The organism is Bacillus sp. PK6-16 (assembly GCF_056530295.1).
In genome coordinates this window covers 1,076,198-1,093,944 of record NZ_CP096511.1, presented here as the reverse complement: position 1 = coordinate 1,093,944, position 17,747 = coordinate 1,076,198, and the positions used below count along the sequence as shown (strand labels likewise).

18 protein-coding genes are annotated in these 17,747 nt (G+C 36.3%); 1 reads left to right on the top strand and 17 read right to left on the bottom strand.

Annotation, left to right across the window (positions count from 1 at the left end):
* Positions 1 to 239: 239 nt before the first annotated feature.
* From M1D66_RS05605 to M1D66_RS05560, 10 genes are all read right to left on the bottom strand, one after another.
* Complete coding sequence (locus M1D66_RS05605; RefSeq protein ID WP_144596917.1) at positions 240 to 635, bottom strand: ankyrin repeat domain-containing protein; 396 nt, start codon at positions 633 to 635, stop codon at positions 240 to 242.
* A complete protein-coding gene (locus M1D66_RS05600; protein ID WP_006926759.1) occupies positions 602 to 1,420 on the bottom strand; it encodes an ABC transporter ATP-binding protein in 819 nt (272 codons plus the stop codon). The genes M1D66_RS05605 and M1D66_RS05600 overlap by 34 nt, the downstream gene beginning before the upstream one ends.
* The gene (locus tag M1D66_RS05595; RefSeq protein WP_002024813.1) at positions 1,407 to 2,435 is read right to left on the bottom strand and encodes a FecCD family ABC transporter permease; all 1,029 of its coding nucleotides are present in this window, start codon (positions 2,433 to 2,435) and stop codon (positions 1,407 to 1,409) included. Before M1D66_RS05595 ends, M1D66_RS05600 begins: the two co-directional genes overlap by 14 nt.
* A 5-nt stretch (positions 2,436 to 2,440) precedes the next feature.
* Entirely contained in the window at positions 2,441 to 3,388 is a 948-nt protein-coding gene (locus M1D66_RS05590) for an ABC transporter substrate-binding protein (RefSeq protein ID WP_000748452.1), read from the bottom strand.
* Positions 3,389 to 3,545: 157 nt separating this feature from the next.
* Positions 3,546 to 3,773: a YrhC family protein gene (locus tag M1D66_RS05585; protein ID WP_000661263.1), complete on the bottom strand. Its 228-nt coding sequence runs from the start codon at positions 3,771 to 3,773 to the stop codon at positions 3,546 to 3,548.
* A 126-nt stretch (positions 3,774 to 3,899) separates the two neighbouring features.
* Complete coding sequence (gene adhE / locus M1D66_RS05580) at positions 3,900 to 6,503, bottom strand: bifunctional acetaldehyde-CoA/alcohol dehydrogenase (protein ID WP_264622648.1); 2,604 nt, start codon at positions 6,501 to 6,503, stop codon at positions 3,900 to 3,902.
* Positions 6,504 to 6,767: 264 nt separating this feature from the next.
* Complete coding sequence (locus M1D66_RS05575) at positions 6,768 to 7,901, bottom strand: bifunctional cystathionine gamma-lyase/homocysteine desulfhydrase (protein ID WP_086386117.1); 1,134 nt, start codon at positions 7,899 to 7,901, stop codon at positions 6,768 to 6,770.
* 3 nt (positions 7,902 to 7,904) lie between these two features.
* Positions 7,905 to 8,828: an O-acetylserine dependent cystathionine beta-synthase gene (locus M1D66_RS05570; RefSeq protein WP_001103877.1), complete on the bottom strand. Its 924-nt coding sequence runs from the start codon at positions 8,826 to 8,828 to the stop codon at positions 7,905 to 7,907.
* Positions 8,829 to 8,910: 82 nt separating this feature from the next.
* The gene (mtnN, locus tag M1D66_RS05565; RefSeq protein WP_001217024.1) at positions 8,911 to 9,606 is read right to left on the bottom strand and encodes a 5'-methylthioadenosine/S-adenosylhomocysteine nucleosidase; all 696 of its coding nucleotides are present in this window, start codon (positions 9,604 to 9,606) and stop codon (positions 8,911 to 8,913) included.
* Between the two features lie 14 nt (positions 9,607 to 9,620).
* Positions 9,621 to 10,259 carry a class I SAM-dependent DNA methyltransferase gene (locus M1D66_RS05560; RefSeq protein ID WP_000536321.1) on the bottom strand — a complete coding sequence of 213 codons (639 nt, stop codon included), beginning with the start codon at positions 10,257 to 10,259 and terminating at the stop codon, positions 9,621 to 9,623.
* Positions 10,260 to 10,395: 136 nt separating this feature from the next.
* Here M1D66_RS05560 and M1D66_RS05555 point away from each other — a divergent pair, with 136 nt between their 5' ends.
* A complete protein-coding gene (locus M1D66_RS05555) occupies positions 10,396 to 10,611 on the top strand; it encodes a YrzA family protein (RefSeq protein ID WP_000010984.1) in 216 nt (71 codons plus the stop codon).
* Positions 10,612 to 10,645: 34 nt separating this feature from the next.
* Here the strand turns inward: M1D66_RS05555 and M1D66_RS05550 are convergent, their stop codons facing one another.
* From M1D66_RS05550 to M1D66_RS05520, 7 genes are all read right to left on the bottom strand, one after another.
* Positions 10,646 to 11,308 (bottom strand): YrrS family protein, encoded by a 663-nt coding sequence (locus M1D66_RS05550; protein WP_000897098.1) that lies wholly within the window; start codon positions 11,306 to 11,308, stop codon positions 10,646 to 10,648.
* A 116-nt stretch (positions 11,309 to 11,424) separates the two neighbouring features.
* Positions 11,425 to 13,179: a peptidoglycan D,D-transpeptidase FtsI family protein gene (locus M1D66_RS05545; protein WP_242555029.1), complete on the bottom strand. Its 1,755-nt coding sequence runs from the start codon at positions 13,177 to 13,179 to the stop codon at positions 11,425 to 11,427.
* A gap of 88 nt (positions 13,180 to 13,267) precedes the next feature.
* Positions 13,268 to 13,948 carry a hypothetical protein gene (locus M1D66_RS05540; protein ID WP_000680877.1) on the bottom strand — a complete coding sequence of 227 codons (681 nt, stop codon included), beginning with the start codon at positions 13,946 to 13,948 and terminating at the stop codon, positions 13,268 to 13,270.
* Between the two features lie 158 nt (positions 13,949 to 14,106).
* Positions 14,107 to 14,583, bottom strand: a complete 477-nt coding sequence (gene greA / locus M1D66_RS05535) for a transcription elongation factor GreA (RefSeq protein WP_000102591.1) — start codon at positions 14,581 to 14,583, stop codon at positions 14,107 to 14,109.
* A 278-nt stretch (positions 14,584 to 14,861) separates the two neighbouring features.
* Positions 14,862 to 15,500 carry a uridine kinase gene (gene udk / locus M1D66_RS05530; RefSeq protein WP_000537078.1) on the bottom strand — a complete coding sequence of 213 codons (639 nt, stop codon included), beginning with the start codon at positions 15,498 to 15,500 and terminating at the stop codon, positions 14,862 to 14,864.
* Between the two features lie 17 nt (positions 15,501 to 15,517).
* A complete protein-coding gene (locus tag M1D66_RS05525; protein ID WP_000217974.1) occupies positions 15,518 to 16,798 on the bottom strand; it encodes a peptidase U32 family protein in 1,281 nt (426 codons plus the stop codon).
* A gap of 18 nt (positions 16,799 to 16,816) precedes the next feature.
* Positions 16,817 to 17,746 (bottom strand): peptidase U32 family protein, encoded by a 930-nt coding sequence (locus M1D66_RS05520; RefSeq protein WP_000742801.1) that lies wholly within the window; start codon positions 17,744 to 17,746, stop codon positions 16,817 to 16,819.
* Position 17,747 lies beyond the last annotated feature (1 nt).

The window sequence follows — 17,747 nt, the reverse complement described above, 5'->3', positions numbered from 1 at the left end:
AATTAGCGGGATAAATGAACCAACGATAAAATACACAATATTCATTCCAAATAACTAAAAAAAGCAGTAGACAAATATTGTCCACTGCATCCATATCATAACTAGCATAAAGAAAACTACAATTGAGGGGGGTGTAGGATTTTCAAATATACTAGATACTTATCCCGTTCTAACGGGCGGTAAACTTTCCAATTGTTTCAAGTGAAAAGTTTACCGCTCATAAGAACTTCCTTCGTTCATTAAGATAGTATTGCTAAATAATCATATACACGCTTAGATTTCTCTCCACCCATTCGTGCATGTTGAAGAAGAGAAATACCATGAGGGCCAGATGCACGCAATGCTTCTGGTTGAGCTACTAAAATAGCTTGTACAACTTCTAATTCACCAAGCATAGCTGCTGCAAAAATATCCATCCGAGCACCCTTTTCTAGTAAATAAAGAGCAATATCTTTACGACCTACATGTGCCGATGCGCCTAACGCACTTTCCCAATCTGATCCACCCCAATTATAAGCGGCGTGAAGTAAGCTTGGTGATTCAACCAATAGCTCTTGTACTTTCTCTAAATCCCCGTGAGCTGCCATAACAAATTCTCTTACTAATTCCGTGGTAATACGCTCTTCTGTTTGCATCGCTCTTCTCCCCTTTTAGAAATTCGTTTCGGTGTAAAAAAAGGCTTGTCACTTCCTTGAAAAATATCTACATCTATGCCAAATACATGTTGAAACATTTCATGGCATAGTACTTCTTCTGGTATACCATCATACTGAATCTTTCCTCGCTTTAATACAAGTAAACGATCGCTATATTGAGCAGCTTGGTTAATGTCATGTAAAACCATTATAATTGTCATTCCAAACTCCTCATTTAATCGTTTCACAAGTTCCATTACTTCCAACTGGTGAACGATATCTAAAAAGGTTGTTGGTTCATCCAATAATAAGACATTTGTACGTTGCGCTAATGTCATCGCAATCCAAGCACGTTGCCGTTCCCCTCCTGATAAAGAATGTAAAAGACGATATTCATACCCTTCAAGATTTGTAACAGACAATGCCCAATCAACAATTTCTTCATCTTCTTTATTTAAGCGGCTACTCCATGATTTATGTGGACCTCTTCCGAACTCAATTAGTTCTTTCACTGTTAAATCTAATTGATGATCATGCATTTGTGGTAACATTGCTAATTGCTTCGCTACATCAGCACTCTTCATCATATGAATATTTTTCCCATCTAAAATGATGTCCCCTTCGCTTTGTTTCAGTAGCCTTGCTATTAAACGAAGCAAAGTAGATTTTCCCGATCCATTCGGACCAATTAAACTAACGATTTCTCCAGCCTTAATATGTACATTCATATTTTGCATTTGAAATCTTTCAGAGTGTGCGTAAAACACTTTGTTAACGGAAATCACTTTGTTTTCCTCCTCTATGAATTAAATATAAGAAGAACGGACCACCTAAGAAGGACAGTAAAATACCAACAGGCAATTCGATTGGGTCAAACCAACTTCGAGCTATTGCATCCGCAAAAACAAGTAATACCCCGCCGCCAAGGCATGATAAAGGTAGCAAATATCTATAATCATTTCCAACTAATAAACGTAGCATATGTGGTACGACAAGACCGACAAATCCAATAAGACCAGACACACTTACTGCAATTCCAGCTAATAATGTACTTACTACGATTAAATAAAACCGACTTTTTTCCACATTATGTCCTAATAACTTTGCCATTTCATCTCCAAGCATTAACACTCGAATATGCTTAATACCAAAGAAAGCTAATATAATGGCGAATATTGCATAATAAATAATCATGTTTAAATGTGCCCAACTTACACCACCAATACCGCCCGCTAACCACGGTAACACCGATTGTACTTTGTCACTATGTAATAACATTAATGCTGACGTTGCTGCACCAATTAATGCATTGATCGACACCCCTACTAAGACGATTCTTGAAGGTGGTGCCCCTTTTTGCCATGATAAAGCATAAATAACCATCGCTGTTATGAAAGCTCCTAAAAACGCCCCTAGTGGTAAAAAAGCTAGATGCTGTGGAAATAAAATCATGATGACAATTGCTACAAGGCCTGCTCCAGATGAAACTCCGATAATACCAGGATCTGCAAGAGGGTTTCTCATAACCCCTTGTAGCAGTGTACCAGATGCAGCTAAACATGTTCCTACTATAAACCCAATAAGCACTCTCGGTATGCGAAGATCCCATACAATTCGATGAACTGTCGAACCTTCCTCTTGTATACCTGTTAAAATATCTCGTATAGAAAAGGATAAACTTCCTGCGAAAAGACCGTACAAGAGACCTAGGATTGTTAATACAACTAAAGTAACTGCTATTATCCATCTTTTTTTCGCAAAAGGATGTTCCTTTTCTCTTACTACTTCACTACTTTCCATACGTATCATTTCCTTACATCTTGTATACTTTTATACATAAAATCCATTGCTTCTGTAACTTTTGTACCAGGATTAGATCCAAATAAATCAGGTGGCAAAATAACTACGCGGTTTTGTTTTACTGCCTCTAAATTTTTCCACGCTTCATTTTTCATCATTTCGCCTTCGAATGCTTTTTTCACACTTTTTGGATCTCCGTGTGTAATTAAATAAATCACATCTGGATTCGCCTCAATAATACGTTCTACACTTAGCTGTGCATATTGCGGATATTCTTTCGTTTCTGGAAAATCAGAAGCAATATTTTTTCCGCCTGTTTTTTCTAAAATATCACCTGATAAAGATGTTGGTAATGCCGCTAAATAAGTACCTGGTGCGCCATACACTAGCAATGCTTTCACATCGCTCTTTTTCTCATATTTCTTCATTTGATCATTCATTTTTTGATTAATTTCTTTTGCTTTATCTTCTTTCTTCATTACCGTTCCATATAATTCAATATTCTTTTGAATATCTTGTACAGAATTCGCAGAAGAAATGATAACTTGCGTTCCTTGTCCTTCAACCGTTGGCACATTCTTTTGGAATCCATTGTTAGCAACAAGTACATCGGGCTTTAAACTAGCAATTTGCTCAAAATTCGGTTGATGTGCATTCCCAATTACTTGTGCTTTCTTTAACTCCTCTGGAAGAGTTAATTTCGTATCCGGGCGACCTACTATTTTTCCACCTAAAGCATGAATAATATCCATGTCCCCCATACTTAATGTCGCAAAATTTTCTGGCACTTTATCGAATGTTACCTTTCTTCCTGATAGGTCGGTAATTTCGATTTTCTCTTTTCCTTTTTCTGTTTTGGTTGCAGACGCTTTTTCGTCCCCTTTGGCACTGCAACCTATTAACAAGAAAAAAATAGATAAAATCGCTGTAAATAGCGTAATAGATTTTTTCATTCCTTCACCTCTAATTGATAATGATAATCATTAACTACTATTCTACTTTAATTGATAAGGATTATCATTGTCAACACGAAACGCATACATTTTTCTACAAAAAACAAAAAGCGTGACAAAAATATTTTTTCTTTTCGCCGCGCTCTAGTTAACAATATTATTCACATTCATTTTCCTCTAGCTGGTCACGCATCACTTTCACACGCTGAAAGAAAAAGAACGATAAACTTAAAAATATAACGATGCTCCCCATCATAACAAAAAATTGGATTGTCTCTTTTGCTCCATTCGGAATCAACAAGCCAACCATTAACAATGTACTTACAGCGAGAAGAATTTGTCCGAACCGAGTATAGTCTTCTATTTTTCCTTTTAATTCTTTCATTATATTCTCACTCCTCCATTTCACTGTATCATATTCTATGAAACTGAAAGACCAGTAAATACAGCCATTCTGGGAGATGTTTTCCAATAAAAAAAGAGCCGCTTTACTGCGGCTCTTTTGTAATCATTATTCACCTTTATATGCTTCCATATAAATTTCTTTCAGTTCTGAAATAAGCGGCAACTTTGGATTAGCAGTTGTACATTGATCTTCAAAAGCTCTTTCTGCTAATACTCCAACAACCTCTTCAAATTGCTCTTTATCTACTCCTTGTCCTGCAATACTCATATTAATATTTAAGCTTTTTCCAAGCTCAATAATTGCTTTGACGAGTGATTCCACCCCTTCTGCTGCCGAACTTGCTGGAAGCCCGAGCATTCTCGCTATATGTGCATATCTTTCATCTGCCACAAAGTGCTCATATTTTGGGAACAATGCGTGTTTTCTTGGCTTAATAGCATTATAGCGGACTACATGCGGCATTAGAATGGCATTTGCGCGTCCGTGCGGAATATGGAATTCTGGTCCAATTTTATGTGCTAAGCTGTGATTAATACCGAGGAAAGCATTTGCAAATGCCATACCTGCAATTGCAGAAGCGTTATGCATTTTTTCTCTTGCTTCTTCATCATTTCCATCTTTATATGCTCTCGGTAAATATTTGAATACGAGATCAATAGCTTTTAATGCTAATCCATCTGTATAGTCATTTGCCATAACAGACACATACGCCTCAATTGCATGTGTTAAAACATCCATACCAGTATCTGCTGTTACATGTGGTGGTACTGTCATTACAAATTGCGGATCAACAATTGCTACATCTGGTGTTAATTCATAATCTGCAAGCGGATACTTTATATTATTTTTCTTATCTGTAATAACCGCAAATGGTGTCACTTCTGATCCCGTTCCTGATGTCGTTGGAATCGCAACAAACTGCGCCTTATTTCCTAATTCCGGATATTTACATGTACGTTTTCTTATATCTAAAAACTTCTGTTTAATGCCATAGAATGTCGTTTCTGGATGCTCATAGAATAACCACATTCCTTTTGCTGCATCCATAGCTGAACCACCACCAAGTGCGATAATTACATCTGGCTTAAAGCTTCTCATCATTTCCGCACCTTTAAAAACAGTTTCATCTGATGGATCTGGTTCGACCTCAAAGAAAACTTCAACTTTCACATCATTTGCATGCTTGTTTAAATAGTGCGCGACTGTATCGACATAGCCATGTTCAACCATTCCAGGGTCCGTTACAATAAATGCACGTGAAATGTTAGGCATATTTGCTAAATAAGCTGTAGCATGTTTTTCAAAATAAATTTTTGGTGGCAATTTGAACCACTGCATATTCTTTTTTCTATTTGCCAGCCTTTTTATATTTAATAAATGAGTGGCTGTTACATTTTGGGAAACTGAATTCTTTCCGTATGAACCACAACCAAGTGTAAGTGATGGAATAAATCCATTATATATATCCCCTATTCCACCTTGTGATGAAGGTGCATTTACAATGAGACGGCAAGCTTTCATACGTAACCCAAATTGCTTTTGCACATCTTTATTTGTAGAATGGATAACTGCTGAATGTCCTAAACCACCTAGGTTCAACATTTCTTCGCAATATGTAAATCCTTCTTCTAATGAATTCGCCTTCACACAAGCTAATACTGGACTCAGTTTCTCACGAGATAACGGATATGCTGCTCCGATACCTTGAATTTCAGCTACAAGCATTTTTGTATGTTCAGGAACAGTAATCCCAACTAAATCGGCAATATACTGTGCTGATTTCCCTACAATATCACTATTTACTGCACATGTATTTTCATTTATAACAAGCTTTTCTAATTTTTTTCTTTCTTCTTCTGTTACAAAGTAACAATTGTTTTCAATCATTTCTGTTTTAACATCATCATAGATTTCTTTATCGACAATGATTGCTTGTTCCGATGCACAAATCATACCGTTATCAAATGTTTTCGATAAAATTAAATCATTAACAGCTCGTTTTACATGTGCTGATTTTTCTATATAACACGGTACATTACCAGGCCCAACGCCTAACGCTGGTTTTCCAGTAGAGTAAGCTGATTTCACCATACCAGCGCCTCCAGTTGCTAGAACGAGTGCTACACCATCATGGTTCATTAATTGTTTCGTCGCTTCAACAGACGGTCTTTCAATCCATTGAATACAGTGTTTTGGTGCACCAGCTTTCATCGCTGCATCATATACTGTTTTCGCCGCTGCCACAGAACATTTTTGTGCGGAAGGATGAAACGCGAAAATAATTGGATTTCTTGTTTTTATCGCAATTAACGCTTTAAACATTGTTGTCGACGTTGGATTCGTTACTGGCGTTACCCCAGCTACTACACCGACAGGTTCCGCGATTTCTATTATTTCTTCATGAGAATCTTCTTGAATAATTCCTACCGTTTTATCTTGCTTTATACTATGCCAAATATATTCAGTGGCAAAAATATTTTTAATGCATTTGTCTTCATATACACCACGGCCAGTTTCTTCAACTGCCAATTTTGCTAGCGGCATATGTTGATCAACACCTGCTAATGCCATTTCATGAACAATGTTGTCAATTTCCTCTTGTGTAAAACTTTCTAATGCTTGTAAAGCTTGTTGACCATTATTTACTAGCGTATCAATCATCTTTTTTACTTCCTGCATTTCATTTACAACTTTCTCTTTGACTACCATGTAAATTTCCTCCTATTCTACTATCACGGTCCTTATATGTCCCTATAGGTCAAAATAAGTCCCAATTAACATAAAAAAATAGAGATGCTTTCCTACATGAATTTCATTGTTTGTGAAATGTTTCACAAGTTTGTTCGTGAGTAACATTTCCTGAATTCAATATACATGAAATCATTTCGTTTGTGTATGTCTATTTTGTGAAATATTTCACAAAATAACGTAATAAAAAAACGCACTGCTAATATAGAGCAGTGCGTTTTTTTATTATGCTAGCGCTTGTGCTAAATCTTCAATTAAATCTTCACCATCTTCAATACCGACAGAAATACGAATTAATGTATCTGTAATTCCTAATTCTTTGCGGCGATCAGCTGGGATTGATGCATGTGTCATTTGAGATGGAATAGAAATTAAACTTTCTACTGCTCCTAAACTTTCAGCAAGTGTAAAGTACTGCAATTTCTCAAGTACTTTATTTAATGTCTCTTCACTATCTACATCAAATGAGATAATTGCCCCAAATCCATTTGCTTGTTCTGTTGCTAACTCGTGGTTTTGATGTGATTCAAGACCTGGGTAATATACTTTATTTACTTTTGGATGATTATTTAAGAACTCAGCAATAGCGCGTGAATTCGTTTCATGTTCTTCCATACGAATTCCTAATGTTTTTAAACCACGAAGTAGTAAGAAGCTATCTTGCGGCCCAAGAATACCTCCTGTTGAGTTTTGTACAAAGTGAAGATCTTCTGCTAGTTGTGGGCTATTTACAACTACTAGACCTGCAACTACGTCACTATGACCTCCTAAATATTTCGTTGCACTATGAAGCACAATATCTGCCCCTAAAGAAATCGGCGACTGCCAATATGGCGTCATGAATGTGTTATCAATAATTGTTAATAAGTCTTTCTCTTTAGCAAGAGTAGATATTTTCTTAATATCAGTAATTTTTAGTAGTGGGTTCGTTGGTGTTTCCACATAAATTGCTTTCGTATTTGGACGAATCGCTTCTTCAACTTCCTCTAAGTTTGTTGTATCTACAAATGTATGCTCAATACCGAAACGGTTTAATACTTTCGTAATAACGCGGTATGTTCCGCCATAAACATCATCTGTTAAAATAACGTGGTCACCTTTTGAGAACAACATAATTGTCGCTGTAATAGCAGCCATTCCTGAACCAAATGCAAATCCAGCATACCCATTTTCTAATACAGCAATCATTTCTTCTAATGCTGCACGTGTTGGGTTACCTGTACGTGAATATTCATATCCTTGATGCTTACCAACTGCTTCTTGTTTGTACGTACTTGTTTGATAAATCGGTACGTTTACAGACCCAGTTGAAGGTTCTCCTATGCGAATACCATGAATTAACTTTGTCTTTGCTCTCATTTTTTATTCCCATCCTTTGTATATGTCTTTACTTAAATAGCGCTCACTGCTATCTGGAAAAATGGTTACAATATTTGTACCTGGTGCTGCCTTCTCTGCCTCAAGTAAGCTCGCATGAAATGCTGCTCCTGAAGAGCTTCCAACGAGAAGTCCTTCTTTTTGCGCTAATTCTTTCACTCGTAAAAATGCATTTCGATCAGAAATCGTATGAATTTCATCAAAATAAGATGTCTTCAAAAATGGGGGGATAAATTCCAGTCCAATTCCTTCGGTCTCATGTGAACCAGCCTTACCACCATTTAAAATAGATCCTTCTGGCTCTACGATAACTGTTTTAATATCTATATTTTTTTCTTTCAAGTAAGATGCAGTCCCCATAAACGTACCGCCAGTTCCTGCTCCAGCAACAAATATGTTAATCTCTCCATTCAATGCGTCCCACAGTTCAGGTCCTAATGTTTTAAAATATGCACGAGGATTTGCCTCATTTGCGAACTGACTTGGAGAGTATGAATTCGGTATTTCATTTACTAACTCTTTTGCTTTAGCAATTGCACCGGTCATTCCTTGCTCAGTCGGTGTATGCACGACAGTTGCACCTAGTGCTTTCATTAATTCTTGTTTTTCAATACTAAATTTCTCTGGTACACAAACAATGACACGTAAATCATGTTCTAATGCTGCAAGTGCCAGTCCAATACCAGTATTCCCAGCAGTCGGTTCAATAATTGTTCCACCCTGGGTAACAAGCCCTTTTTCTAGCGCATCTTCGATTAATTCTCTTCCTAAACGATCCTTAACGCTTCCGCCTGGATTATAAAATTCAAGCTTTGCAAATAAACGGACCCCTTTCGGAAGTGAAAAACGAGTAATTTCTACAATTGGTGTATGACCAATTAACTCATGAACTCCACGATATACATTCATCGTGTTCTCCCCCTTGTTTGCCAATAAAGAAAAGGCAACTGTATGTATTTTCTTTATATGAGACAGTTGCCTTTTTGTTACATTACTTTAACTCTTCTAACACTTTTACGATAAAGTTTGTAGAATGAAGAGCTGCTTGATCTAAAAACTGATCAAATGAAACATTTGATTCTTTACCAGCAATATCAGAAAGTGCGCGAATGATAACAAACGGAATTTCATATTGGTGGCATACTTGTGCAACAGCTGCTGCTTCCATTTCTACCGCATAAAGATTTTCAAATTTATCACGGATGGCTGCAACGCGGTTCGGATCACTCATAAATGAATCCCCTGTTGCAATCATACCTTTTACAACTTGAATATTTTCTTCAGCCTGCATACATTTCTCAGCTAATGCAACTAACGCCTCATCAGCTTTAAATCCAGGCGGCATTCCTGGTACTTGACCATATTCATAGTTAAATGCTGTTACATCTACGTCATGGTGACGAACTTCAGTGGAAATAACTACATCACCAACGTTTAGAGAATGATGGAATCCACCAGCTGAACCAGTATTAATTACTTTTTCAGGCTTATATTTTTCTAATAAAATTGTCGTTGACATCGCTGCGTTTACTTTACCAATACCAGACTTTAACAAGATTACTTCATGCCCTGCTAATAGCCCTTTCGTAAATTCACAACCTGCAACCGTTTCTGTTTCTGCTTGTTCTAATTTGTCACGTAAAATACGTACTTCTTCTTCCATTGCTCCAATTACAGCAATTCTCAATCTAATCCCTCTTTCTATTGCTTAGTTGCCTCCATTACCCAAACGAAATGATTTAATCTCGTGAATGTTACATGGAAGCCATTGTTTTCAAAAATAGTCTGCATAACTGGAATACGTGTATAGTATTCCGTTTGCAAATCGTTTGCTAACTGGTGGAAACCTCTTTCTTGTGCCGTTTCAACAGTTTTATCATATGCATCTTGATCTGCAAATATCGTATCAGCAAACACTATTTTACCACCTTTGTTTAGCAATTGACTATACTTCGCAATCGCTACATTTTTTTCATCATCTGTTAAATGATGAAATGCATAGGTGCTTACAATGGTATCAATTGAATTTGGAACTTCAAACGAAAGAAAATCACCCTCTGTAATTGAAAATTCTTTTGGCAATTTCTCTTTTGCAATCATGCGCATTTCACGCGACGGTTCTATACCGTAAACTGTGCGGCCAGCAAGTAATAATTTATTTGTTAAATTACCTGTACCGACACCAAATTCTAATACATTACCAAATGACTTGTTAACTACATCCTCTAGAATGTCCTCATAATGGGCGAAAACTTCTTTATATTGTATATCTTCGCCTTGTACAAATGAGTCGTACGTATGAGCCCACTCATCAAATAAACCATTAAATTCTGTACCCATAAAAATTCCCCTTTTTCTTATCGGTTTTATCAGTATGATATTCCCTCTTTCTAAAAATGTCAATTGAAATGTACATGGTATTTCCTTCTTTTCTTTGTTACACTATAGTTGATTACATAGGAGAGGGGCCGTCTTCATGTCATTTACCTTTGAAATGTTAGAAGATAAAGTAGAGTTTTTTGAAGCGGGAGACTTAGCTTCTTTAGAACGAAAAATTAGTGAACAAATTGATAATAATAAAGCACTTATGCTTGAAGTTCATCACATCTCTCATCAAATGGTTATGGATCCTGAAAGCAAAAGACCGTATTATAGCGCGGTTGTTCATTTTAAATTAAAGAAATTGCGTTAACAAAAAAGAGAAGCTCCTAAGGAGCTTCTCTTTTTTAGTTTAGAGTTTGAACAAGTACTGGTTTCCAGCCCTCATTGTCTACCCAATCAATATTTACGTAATATCTTTTCCCACTTTGCTTATCTTGAACATCACCATAAGCTTTGCTCTTTCCAGTTTTGTCTCTTCCAACAAAATGGAATACTAATTGCTCTTTCGGTATCTCAACACCTGCAGCAATTGCACTTTGCATCTCATTCCAATCTGATGACCCTTGTTTAAACGTCATCGCCGGTGATGAACCTTGTTCTGTTCCTACAGCTTTCCAAGAAGGTTTTGTGTAAGCCTCTTTTGCCTTAGATACAGTTTTTTCAGCTGATACTTTCTCGTTAGCTTTCGCTTCTTCTTCAGCTTTTTTCTGTTCTTCTTCAGCCTTTAGCTTCTCTTCTTCAGCTTTTTTCTTAGCTTCTGCTTGCTCTTGTTCTTTTTCTTTTTTCTTAGCAGATTCTTTATCTTCTGATTTTCCAGCTTTCTCATTCTTTGTTGTTTGTTGAGAGACTTTCTTATCAGTAGAAGATGCTTGCTCTTTCGTACTAGGAACGAACAATTGATATGCTACAATAGCTACTAATAGTAATACAATAGCGATTGCAATATTTAAAACACCGTTTTGACGACGTTTTTGTTGTTTCTGTTGGAATCTTGATCCTCCTGCCATTCTCCAAACCTCCATGCAGTTTTTCCTAATTGCTATTGTAACATTAAATCTAGAAAGGTTGAACATTTACAATGATATTTTCATGAAATGAAGACATTTCATTATAAATTGCAAGATTACTTTTCATTCTCCAATTGATAGATTGCTCCCACCATATCTTTAAAAATAGGTGTAACTTTATTCACTTTGCTATCAGTCTCTAGATCAACAACAACTAAAGCATATCTTGGATTCTCATACGGAAAATAACCTGCAAACCAGCGATTCACCCTCGTCCCTTTCCCCGTTTGCGCTGTCCCGGATTTTCCAGCGACACTTAGTGGCAACGAACGGAATGCCGTTCCTGTTCCTTTCTCCCTTGTTACAACGCCTCTTAATAACTCTTGTAATGGTTTCACTGTTTCATACGAAAGCTGTTTTCCATTTAACGTATGGCTCTCAAATGTAAAAAAATCCGCTCCATTTTTATATACTATTTTTTCAACAGCTTTCACTTCCATCTTTTCTCCATTCCTCGCAATCGTCGCCATCATATTGGCAATTGCTAGAGGTGATATACGTACATCTTTCTGTCCAATCGCTGTTTGTTCTACCGCTTTTTTATTACTTTTATTTTCTTCATTCCCCCAAATAGTAGTGCCTTTCTCTTCTGACATTTGCTCAAAATGAGGTGTATGAAATACAGAGCCTTTCCATCCAACCTTTTCATTTGCTCCTAGAGCTGCTACGTATGTTTCTAACACCGTCCTATCCTTTTGTAATAGCTCGTTACCTAACTCGGAAAATGTCCTGTTACAGCTCCTAGCAAAGCTCTCTTTAAAGTTAAGCGTACCCATCCTAACTTGCGGGTCGTTTTCACCATATAAATCTTTATTACAGTTAAATGTCCGATTAAACAAATTTACTTTTTGATCAATGACTGCAGCTGCAACTACTGTTTTAAAAACAGAGCCTGGAAAATGTGGCGTTAACATTTGATTTTCAAGTGTAGTTTTATATAAATTCTCATCCCTTACTTGTAAAGACGGCTTACTAACCATCGCTAATATTTCATTTGTCTTTACATCAAGTAATACTAATCCCCCCTTCTTTATTTCGTTTGCTTCAATCACTTCTTCTGCTTTTTGCTGCAACTCTTTATGTAAAGTAGTTTGAACCCTAACTGGATAAAACGGATTTCCTGGTGAAGTGTATTTCGCTTGCTTTCCGAAAATTGGTTCTCCTTGCCGATCTACTTGATATAATACTTTTGCCTCTCCATCAGTCAATAGAAATTCATCAAATGATTGCTGTAATCCTGAAATACCTATCGGCGTTTGTTTTGAAATTTTTTTCAATTCTCCATATCGCTTTTGAAACTCCCTTTCGTTCTCCCCTACATCACCAATTAAATGACTGATTTCTCCAGTTTGTTTTAATCGCACTTCAGCTGCTACAATACCTAATACATGTAATTCATTTACCTTCTCCATCTGCTCTCGTGTCACTCGAAATGGAGCAGTTTCTCCTTGTAGGGTAAATGCATTTTTGTTATTTTTCATTTGTCTTCTAATCTCTTGTCTCGACACACCAATGATATGCGCGATTTTCTCTAACATGTCATTTTTTATTTGTAAAAATGGAAAAATAATTAAAACAGGATATTTTTCCTCACCTATTTCTTTACCATTACGATCTATAAACTGCCCACGTCCATCGTCTACTGTAATGGATTGTGTACGTTGCGTAACACTTTTTTCAATTAAATTTATTTTGCGATCAGTAAATGATTCTGTATCTATAATTTGAATTTGGATTAAACGACAAAGCAATACAAACATAACGCTCATAAAACAAATTAAAACAATTGTAATTCTCCGTTTTATTTTCATAAAAAAACACCTCGTCTATTGTAGTTTAGACGAGGTACTATTTTATTTATACAAGCTCCAAAACAAAAATAGATATTATATAAAGCTATTATTGTTTTTTTGGCTTCTCTAAAAATTTCGTAAGAAGCGATTTAAATTCAGTTTCATTCACTCCAGTGTTTTTAGCAACTTCAATTACAGTAGTTGTTACATTAGCCGCTACTTTTAAATAGTCCTTACTGAAATTATCCATTTCATTTCTTTTTTCTTTTGCATTCTCAACTGTTACAGAATCAATACAAGTAATCATCTTATCTACAATATGTAAATAATTATTTTGTGCATCTATTATTTTTTGAATATCATCTTTATTACTTACTTTCGATTGTTTTAAATATGTATATGCTTGATTCACTTCATCTTTTAAAATTTTATCATTATTCTTCGCCTGTTCTTGTAACATATTCTTCATATCATCTATTGTTTTTTGATCCATCGAATCTCGCAATAAATAATCTGGATTCCCAATTGCGTAATCATACTTAATCGTTACATCTTGAAATATTTTCATGACAATTGCTAATTGATACGCTACATCAAAATCATTAAATTCCTTTTTATCTTGTGGATTTTCTAAGGCTTTTGAACTCTCAGTTGCTTTAATATCCTTTTTTTCTTCTTGCTTTACTTTTTCTCCCTTTGATGATGTAGTTTCTTCATTCGTTCCGCATGCAGCAAGTCCTAATATGGAGATACTACAAACCAATCCTGTAAAGATTTTATGTTTCATAATTAGCCCCTTTTCCCTTTTAAAACCTATGGTCTCTAATTATGATATCAAAGCTTAAAGTGTTTTTTTGACATTTTTTGTCGAATCACTCTAAGGTTTACACAATTTTTTTCATTCTACAGAAAAAAAAGATTCTCCCGATAGGAGAATCTTTTTTTTTATTTTACAGAGACAATCTCTACTTGCATTTCTCCACCTGGTGTTTGGATTGTTACTTTCTCACCAATTTGCTTACCTAATAAGCTTTTTGCGATTGGAGAATCGTTAGAAATTCTTCCTTCGAATGGATCAGCTTCCGCGCTACCTACGATTGTGTACGCTTCTTCATCTCCGTTTGGTAATTCTTTAAATGTTACTGTTTTACCTAATGTAACAACAGTTGATACTTCGCCAGTATCTTTAATGATAACTGCATTACGAATCATATTTTCTAATTGTGTAATACGTCCTTCTACGAACGCTTGCTCATCTTTCGCTGCATCGTACTCAGAGTTCTCAGAAAGGTCCCCGAAGCTACGTGCGATTTTAATACGTTCTACTACTTCTTTACGTCTTACTGTTTTTAATTGCTCAAGTTCGTTCTCTAGTTTTTGCTTACCCTCTTGCGTCATAGGGTATGTTTTTTCTGTTGACATATTTTCCACTCCTTTTATATACCAATCCCCCGAAAAAAAGAGGAGTTCCATATGAAAACTCCTCCGCTTCCATTGTTAGCGGAGGTTTCTAGTACCCTTGCACTAGCGGAGTTGTCACATACAACCCCGTATTTCCAATTCTTCTTTATATAAAGAAGATATGTATGGAAAGTTGATATAAATATGCCCTCACCTATATATAGATGAGGTTGCATGTTTCATTGTATTCGATAGGAAGGGAAAAAATCCCTTCCTACCGTATATCTTTTACTATGCTATTACAAATTTACTTTTTGTTCAAGAATTGTTGCAATTTTTGTCACCATAATATCAATTGCAACGTGGTTTTGTCCACCTTCAGGGATAATAATATCCGCAAATTTCTTAGAAGGCTCAATAAATTGATTGTGCATTGGACGTACAACATTTACGTACTGATCAATAACTGAATCCATCGTACGACCGCGCTCTTTAATATCACGCTGCATGCGGCGCAGAATACGAAGGTCAGCATCCGTATCAACGAATAATTTAATGTCCATTAACTCGCAAAGACGTGGGTCTTCTAAAATAAGAATTCCTTCTAAAATAATTACATCTTTCGGCTCAACTGGAATAATTTCTTCTGAACGCGTATGCAATGTATAGTCATATACAGGCTTATCAATTTGCTCATATGCAAGCAACTGCTGCAAATGTTCAATTAACAGATCATTATCAAACGCAAGCGGATGATCATAATTTGTTTTTAAACGCTCTTCCATTGGTAAATGGCTTTGATCTTTGTAATAATAATCTTGCTCTAAGATTAAAATAGAATGACCTTTAAAATGGTCAAAAATCGCTTTCGTTACACTCGTTTTACCTGATCCCGAACCACCAGCAATTCCAATTACAACAGGCTTATTCGTCCCCATTCGACTATCACTCTTTCTTATTGAAGTATGCTTTTGCGCATCATATTATTCACATACACTCGTTGATCCACTTTGAATTTCACGATTTGCAACGGATGTCTCGCTGCATCTAATTCGTTTCCATCCTCATCCCAAATTTTCTCCACCGTTTGCGTAAAGTTTTCTATTTCTGGTCCAAAGAACTCCACTTCATGTCCTGGTTTGAAATGATTACGTTGCTCAATCGTTACGATGCCCGTTTCTTCATTATAATCTAACACTAAACCAGCAAAATCATACGTTGTTTTCTTACTATGATTTCCAAACATTTGCTCTTGATGTCCTGGAACCCCTTCAAAGAATGCAGGAGCTGTATCACGATTTGCACATTTATCAAGCTCATCTAACCATTCTTGTTTAAACTCAAAGTTATCTGGATCCGCACAATAAGCATCAATTACTTTACGATATACAGTTGCTACAGTCGCTACGTAATGGATTGATTTCATACGTCCTTCTACCTTTAAGCTATCGATTCCGATTTCAATCATTTTCGGAATTGATAAAATTAAATTTAAATCTTTTGGACTCATCGCAAAGTGAGCATCTCCTTCTTGGAATAGAGGAAGCTCTTTTGCATCTTTATGTTGTGATACTGTTTGAACTAAATCATAATCCCAGCGGCAAGATTGGCAACAACCACCACGATTAGAATCACGCGCTGTCATATGGTTACTTAATGTGCATCTTCCTGAATATGCGATACACATTGCACCATGTACGAATGCTTCAATTTCAATATCCACTTTTTCTTTAATTTCTTTCATTTCTTCATAGCTTGCTTCACGAGCTAATACAAGACGATGTAAACCTTCTTCTTTCCAATACTGTGCTGCTTTCCAGTTGGATAGTGATTGCTGTGTGCTTAAATGCACCTCAACAGAAGGCGCTACGCGTTTACAAGTCTCAATGATAAGCGGATCAGCAACGATAATTCCCGTTACGCCAGCTTTTTCAATCCCTTTTAAATATTCCTCTAGCCCGTCCATATTTTCATTATGTGCAAAGATATTTGTTGTTACGTATATTTTTGCTCCATACTTCTTTGCAAACTCAACGCCTTCTGCCATTTCTTCTAGCGTAAAGTTACCTGCATTCGAACGAAGACCAAATTCTTGTCCACCTAAATATACAGCATCTGCCCCGTAATGGATAGCTACTTTTAATTTTTCTAAGTTACCCGCAGGGATTAACAGTTCAGGTTTCTTCACAATAACACGTTTGCCATCGATCACTCGTGAAATTTCTTGTACAGTCATTTCCTACACCCTCCTCGTTTAGTAAACCGTTTCTTTAAAGAAGAATCCTGTATCTAACGGACGATTTACTGGTTGCATTTCTTCTATTTCTTTATATAGATCATCTTTCACGTCATAATATGCATCACGATCTTCTACGCATAAATCAATCGCTTGACGATATTTCTTCGTTACTTCAATAATGTATTCAGAGCTTTTTAGTACACCGTCGATTTTTAAGCTATCAACTTCAGCTTCGATTAGTTCCTCTAATTCATCGATGAAACAAATATCGTTGGGACTCATAATGTGAGTACCATTTTCATCTTCATAAATTGGATATTTATTGTTACGCTCTGGGTCATATAAGAACATATTCTCTTCATATTTTTTCTTTTCAATGTCAAGATTACGTCCTTGATACTCAAAGTAGTTTCCTACTAATGAACGCTTCGATTGGAACATACAAGTCATACCGTGAATTTGTACTTCTAGTTCCACTTCAGCATTTTCTTTTAAATCAACAATTTCATCTAAGCTCAGCTCACGAGCTAATACAGCGCGCTTCGCTCCTCTTTGTCCCCAGTAGTTACAAGTGAACCAGTTTGTTGCTGTCGTTTCTGTATTCCAGTGCAACTGCATATTTGGTGCTACTTCGCGAACAGCCATTAATACCGCTGGATCTCCGAAAACAATTGCATCTACATTTACTTCGTTTAAAAATGAAACGTAATCTGTTAATTCTTCTACTTTATCGTTGTGGAACATAGCGTTCATGGCTACGTATACTTTCACACCATTTTCATGTGCAATCTTCACAGTTTGTTTTACATCTTCACGTGAAAACTCCCCTGCTAAACGTAAACCAAACTTTTGCTCACCGATCATTACCGCATCTGCTCCTGCTTTCGCAAGAGGTTCGATATCCGCCACCGCTCTTGGCGTTACTAACAATTCAGGTTTCTTCATA

Bases quoted from the DNA above. Each gene is read 5' to 3' on its own strand.
- M1D66_RS05525 (WP_000217974.1), bottom strand. From the start codon at position 16,798: ATGACTGTACAAGAAATTTCACGAGTGATCGATGGCAAACGTGTTATT.
- M1D66_RS05575 (WP_086386117.1), bottom strand. From the start codon at position 7,901: ATGAGAGCAAAGACAAAGTTAATTCATGGTATTCGCATAGGAGAACCT.
- M1D66_RS05520 (WP_000742801.1), bottom strand. From the start codon at position 17,746: ATGAAGAAACCTGAATTGTTAGTAACGCCAAGAGCGGTGGCGGATATC.
- M1D66_RS05560 (WP_000536321.1), bottom strand. From the start codon at position 10,259: ATGGGTACAGAATTTAATGGTTTATTTGATGAGTGGGCTCATACGTAC.
- M1D66_RS05555 (WP_000010984.1), top strand. From the start codon at position 10,396: ATGTCATTTACCTTTGAAATGTTAGAAGATAAAGTAGAGTTTTTTGAA.
- M1D66_RS05585 (WP_000661263.1), bottom strand. From the start codon at position 3,773: ATGAAAGAATTAAAAGGAAAAATAGAAGACTATACTCGGTTCGGACAA.
- udk (WP_000537078.1), bottom strand. From the start codon at position 15,500: ATGGGGACGAATAAGCCTGTTGTAATTGGAATTGCTGGTGGTTCGGGA.
- M1D66_RS05595 (WP_002024813.1), bottom strand. From the start codon at position 2,435: ATGGAAAGTAGTGAAGTAGTAAGAGAAAAGGAACATCCTTTTGCGAAA.
- M1D66_RS05590 (WP_000748452.1), bottom strand. From the start codon at position 3,388: ATGAAAAAATCTATTACGCTATTTACAGCGATTTTATCTATTTTTTTC.
- M1D66_RS05545 (WP_242555029.1), bottom strand. From the start codon at position 13,179: ATGAAAATAAAACGGAGAATTACAATTGTTTTAATTTGTTTTATGAGC.
- M1D66_RS05540 (WP_000680877.1), bottom strand. From the start codon at position 13,948: ATGAAACATAAAATCTTTACAGGATTGGTTTGTAGTATCTCCATATTA.
- M1D66_RS05605 (WP_144596917.1), bottom strand. From the start codon at position 635: ATGCAAACAGAAGAGCGTATTACCACGGAATTAGTAAGAGAATTTGTT.
- M1D66_RS05570 (WP_001103877.1), bottom strand. From the start codon at position 8,828: ATGAATGTATATCGTGGAGTTCATGAGTTAATTGGTCATACACCAATT.
- greA (WP_000102591.1), bottom strand. From the start codon at position 14,583: ATGTCAACAGAAAAAACATACCCTATGACGCAAGAGGGTAAGCAAAAA.
- M1D66_RS05550 (WP_000897098.1), bottom strand. From the start codon at position 11,308: ATGGCAGGAGGATCAAGATTCCAACAGAAACAACAAAAACGTCGTCAA.
- adhE (WP_264622648.1), bottom strand. From the start codon at position 6,503: ATGGTAGTCAAAGAGAAAGTTGTAAATGAAATGCAGGAAGTAAAAAAG.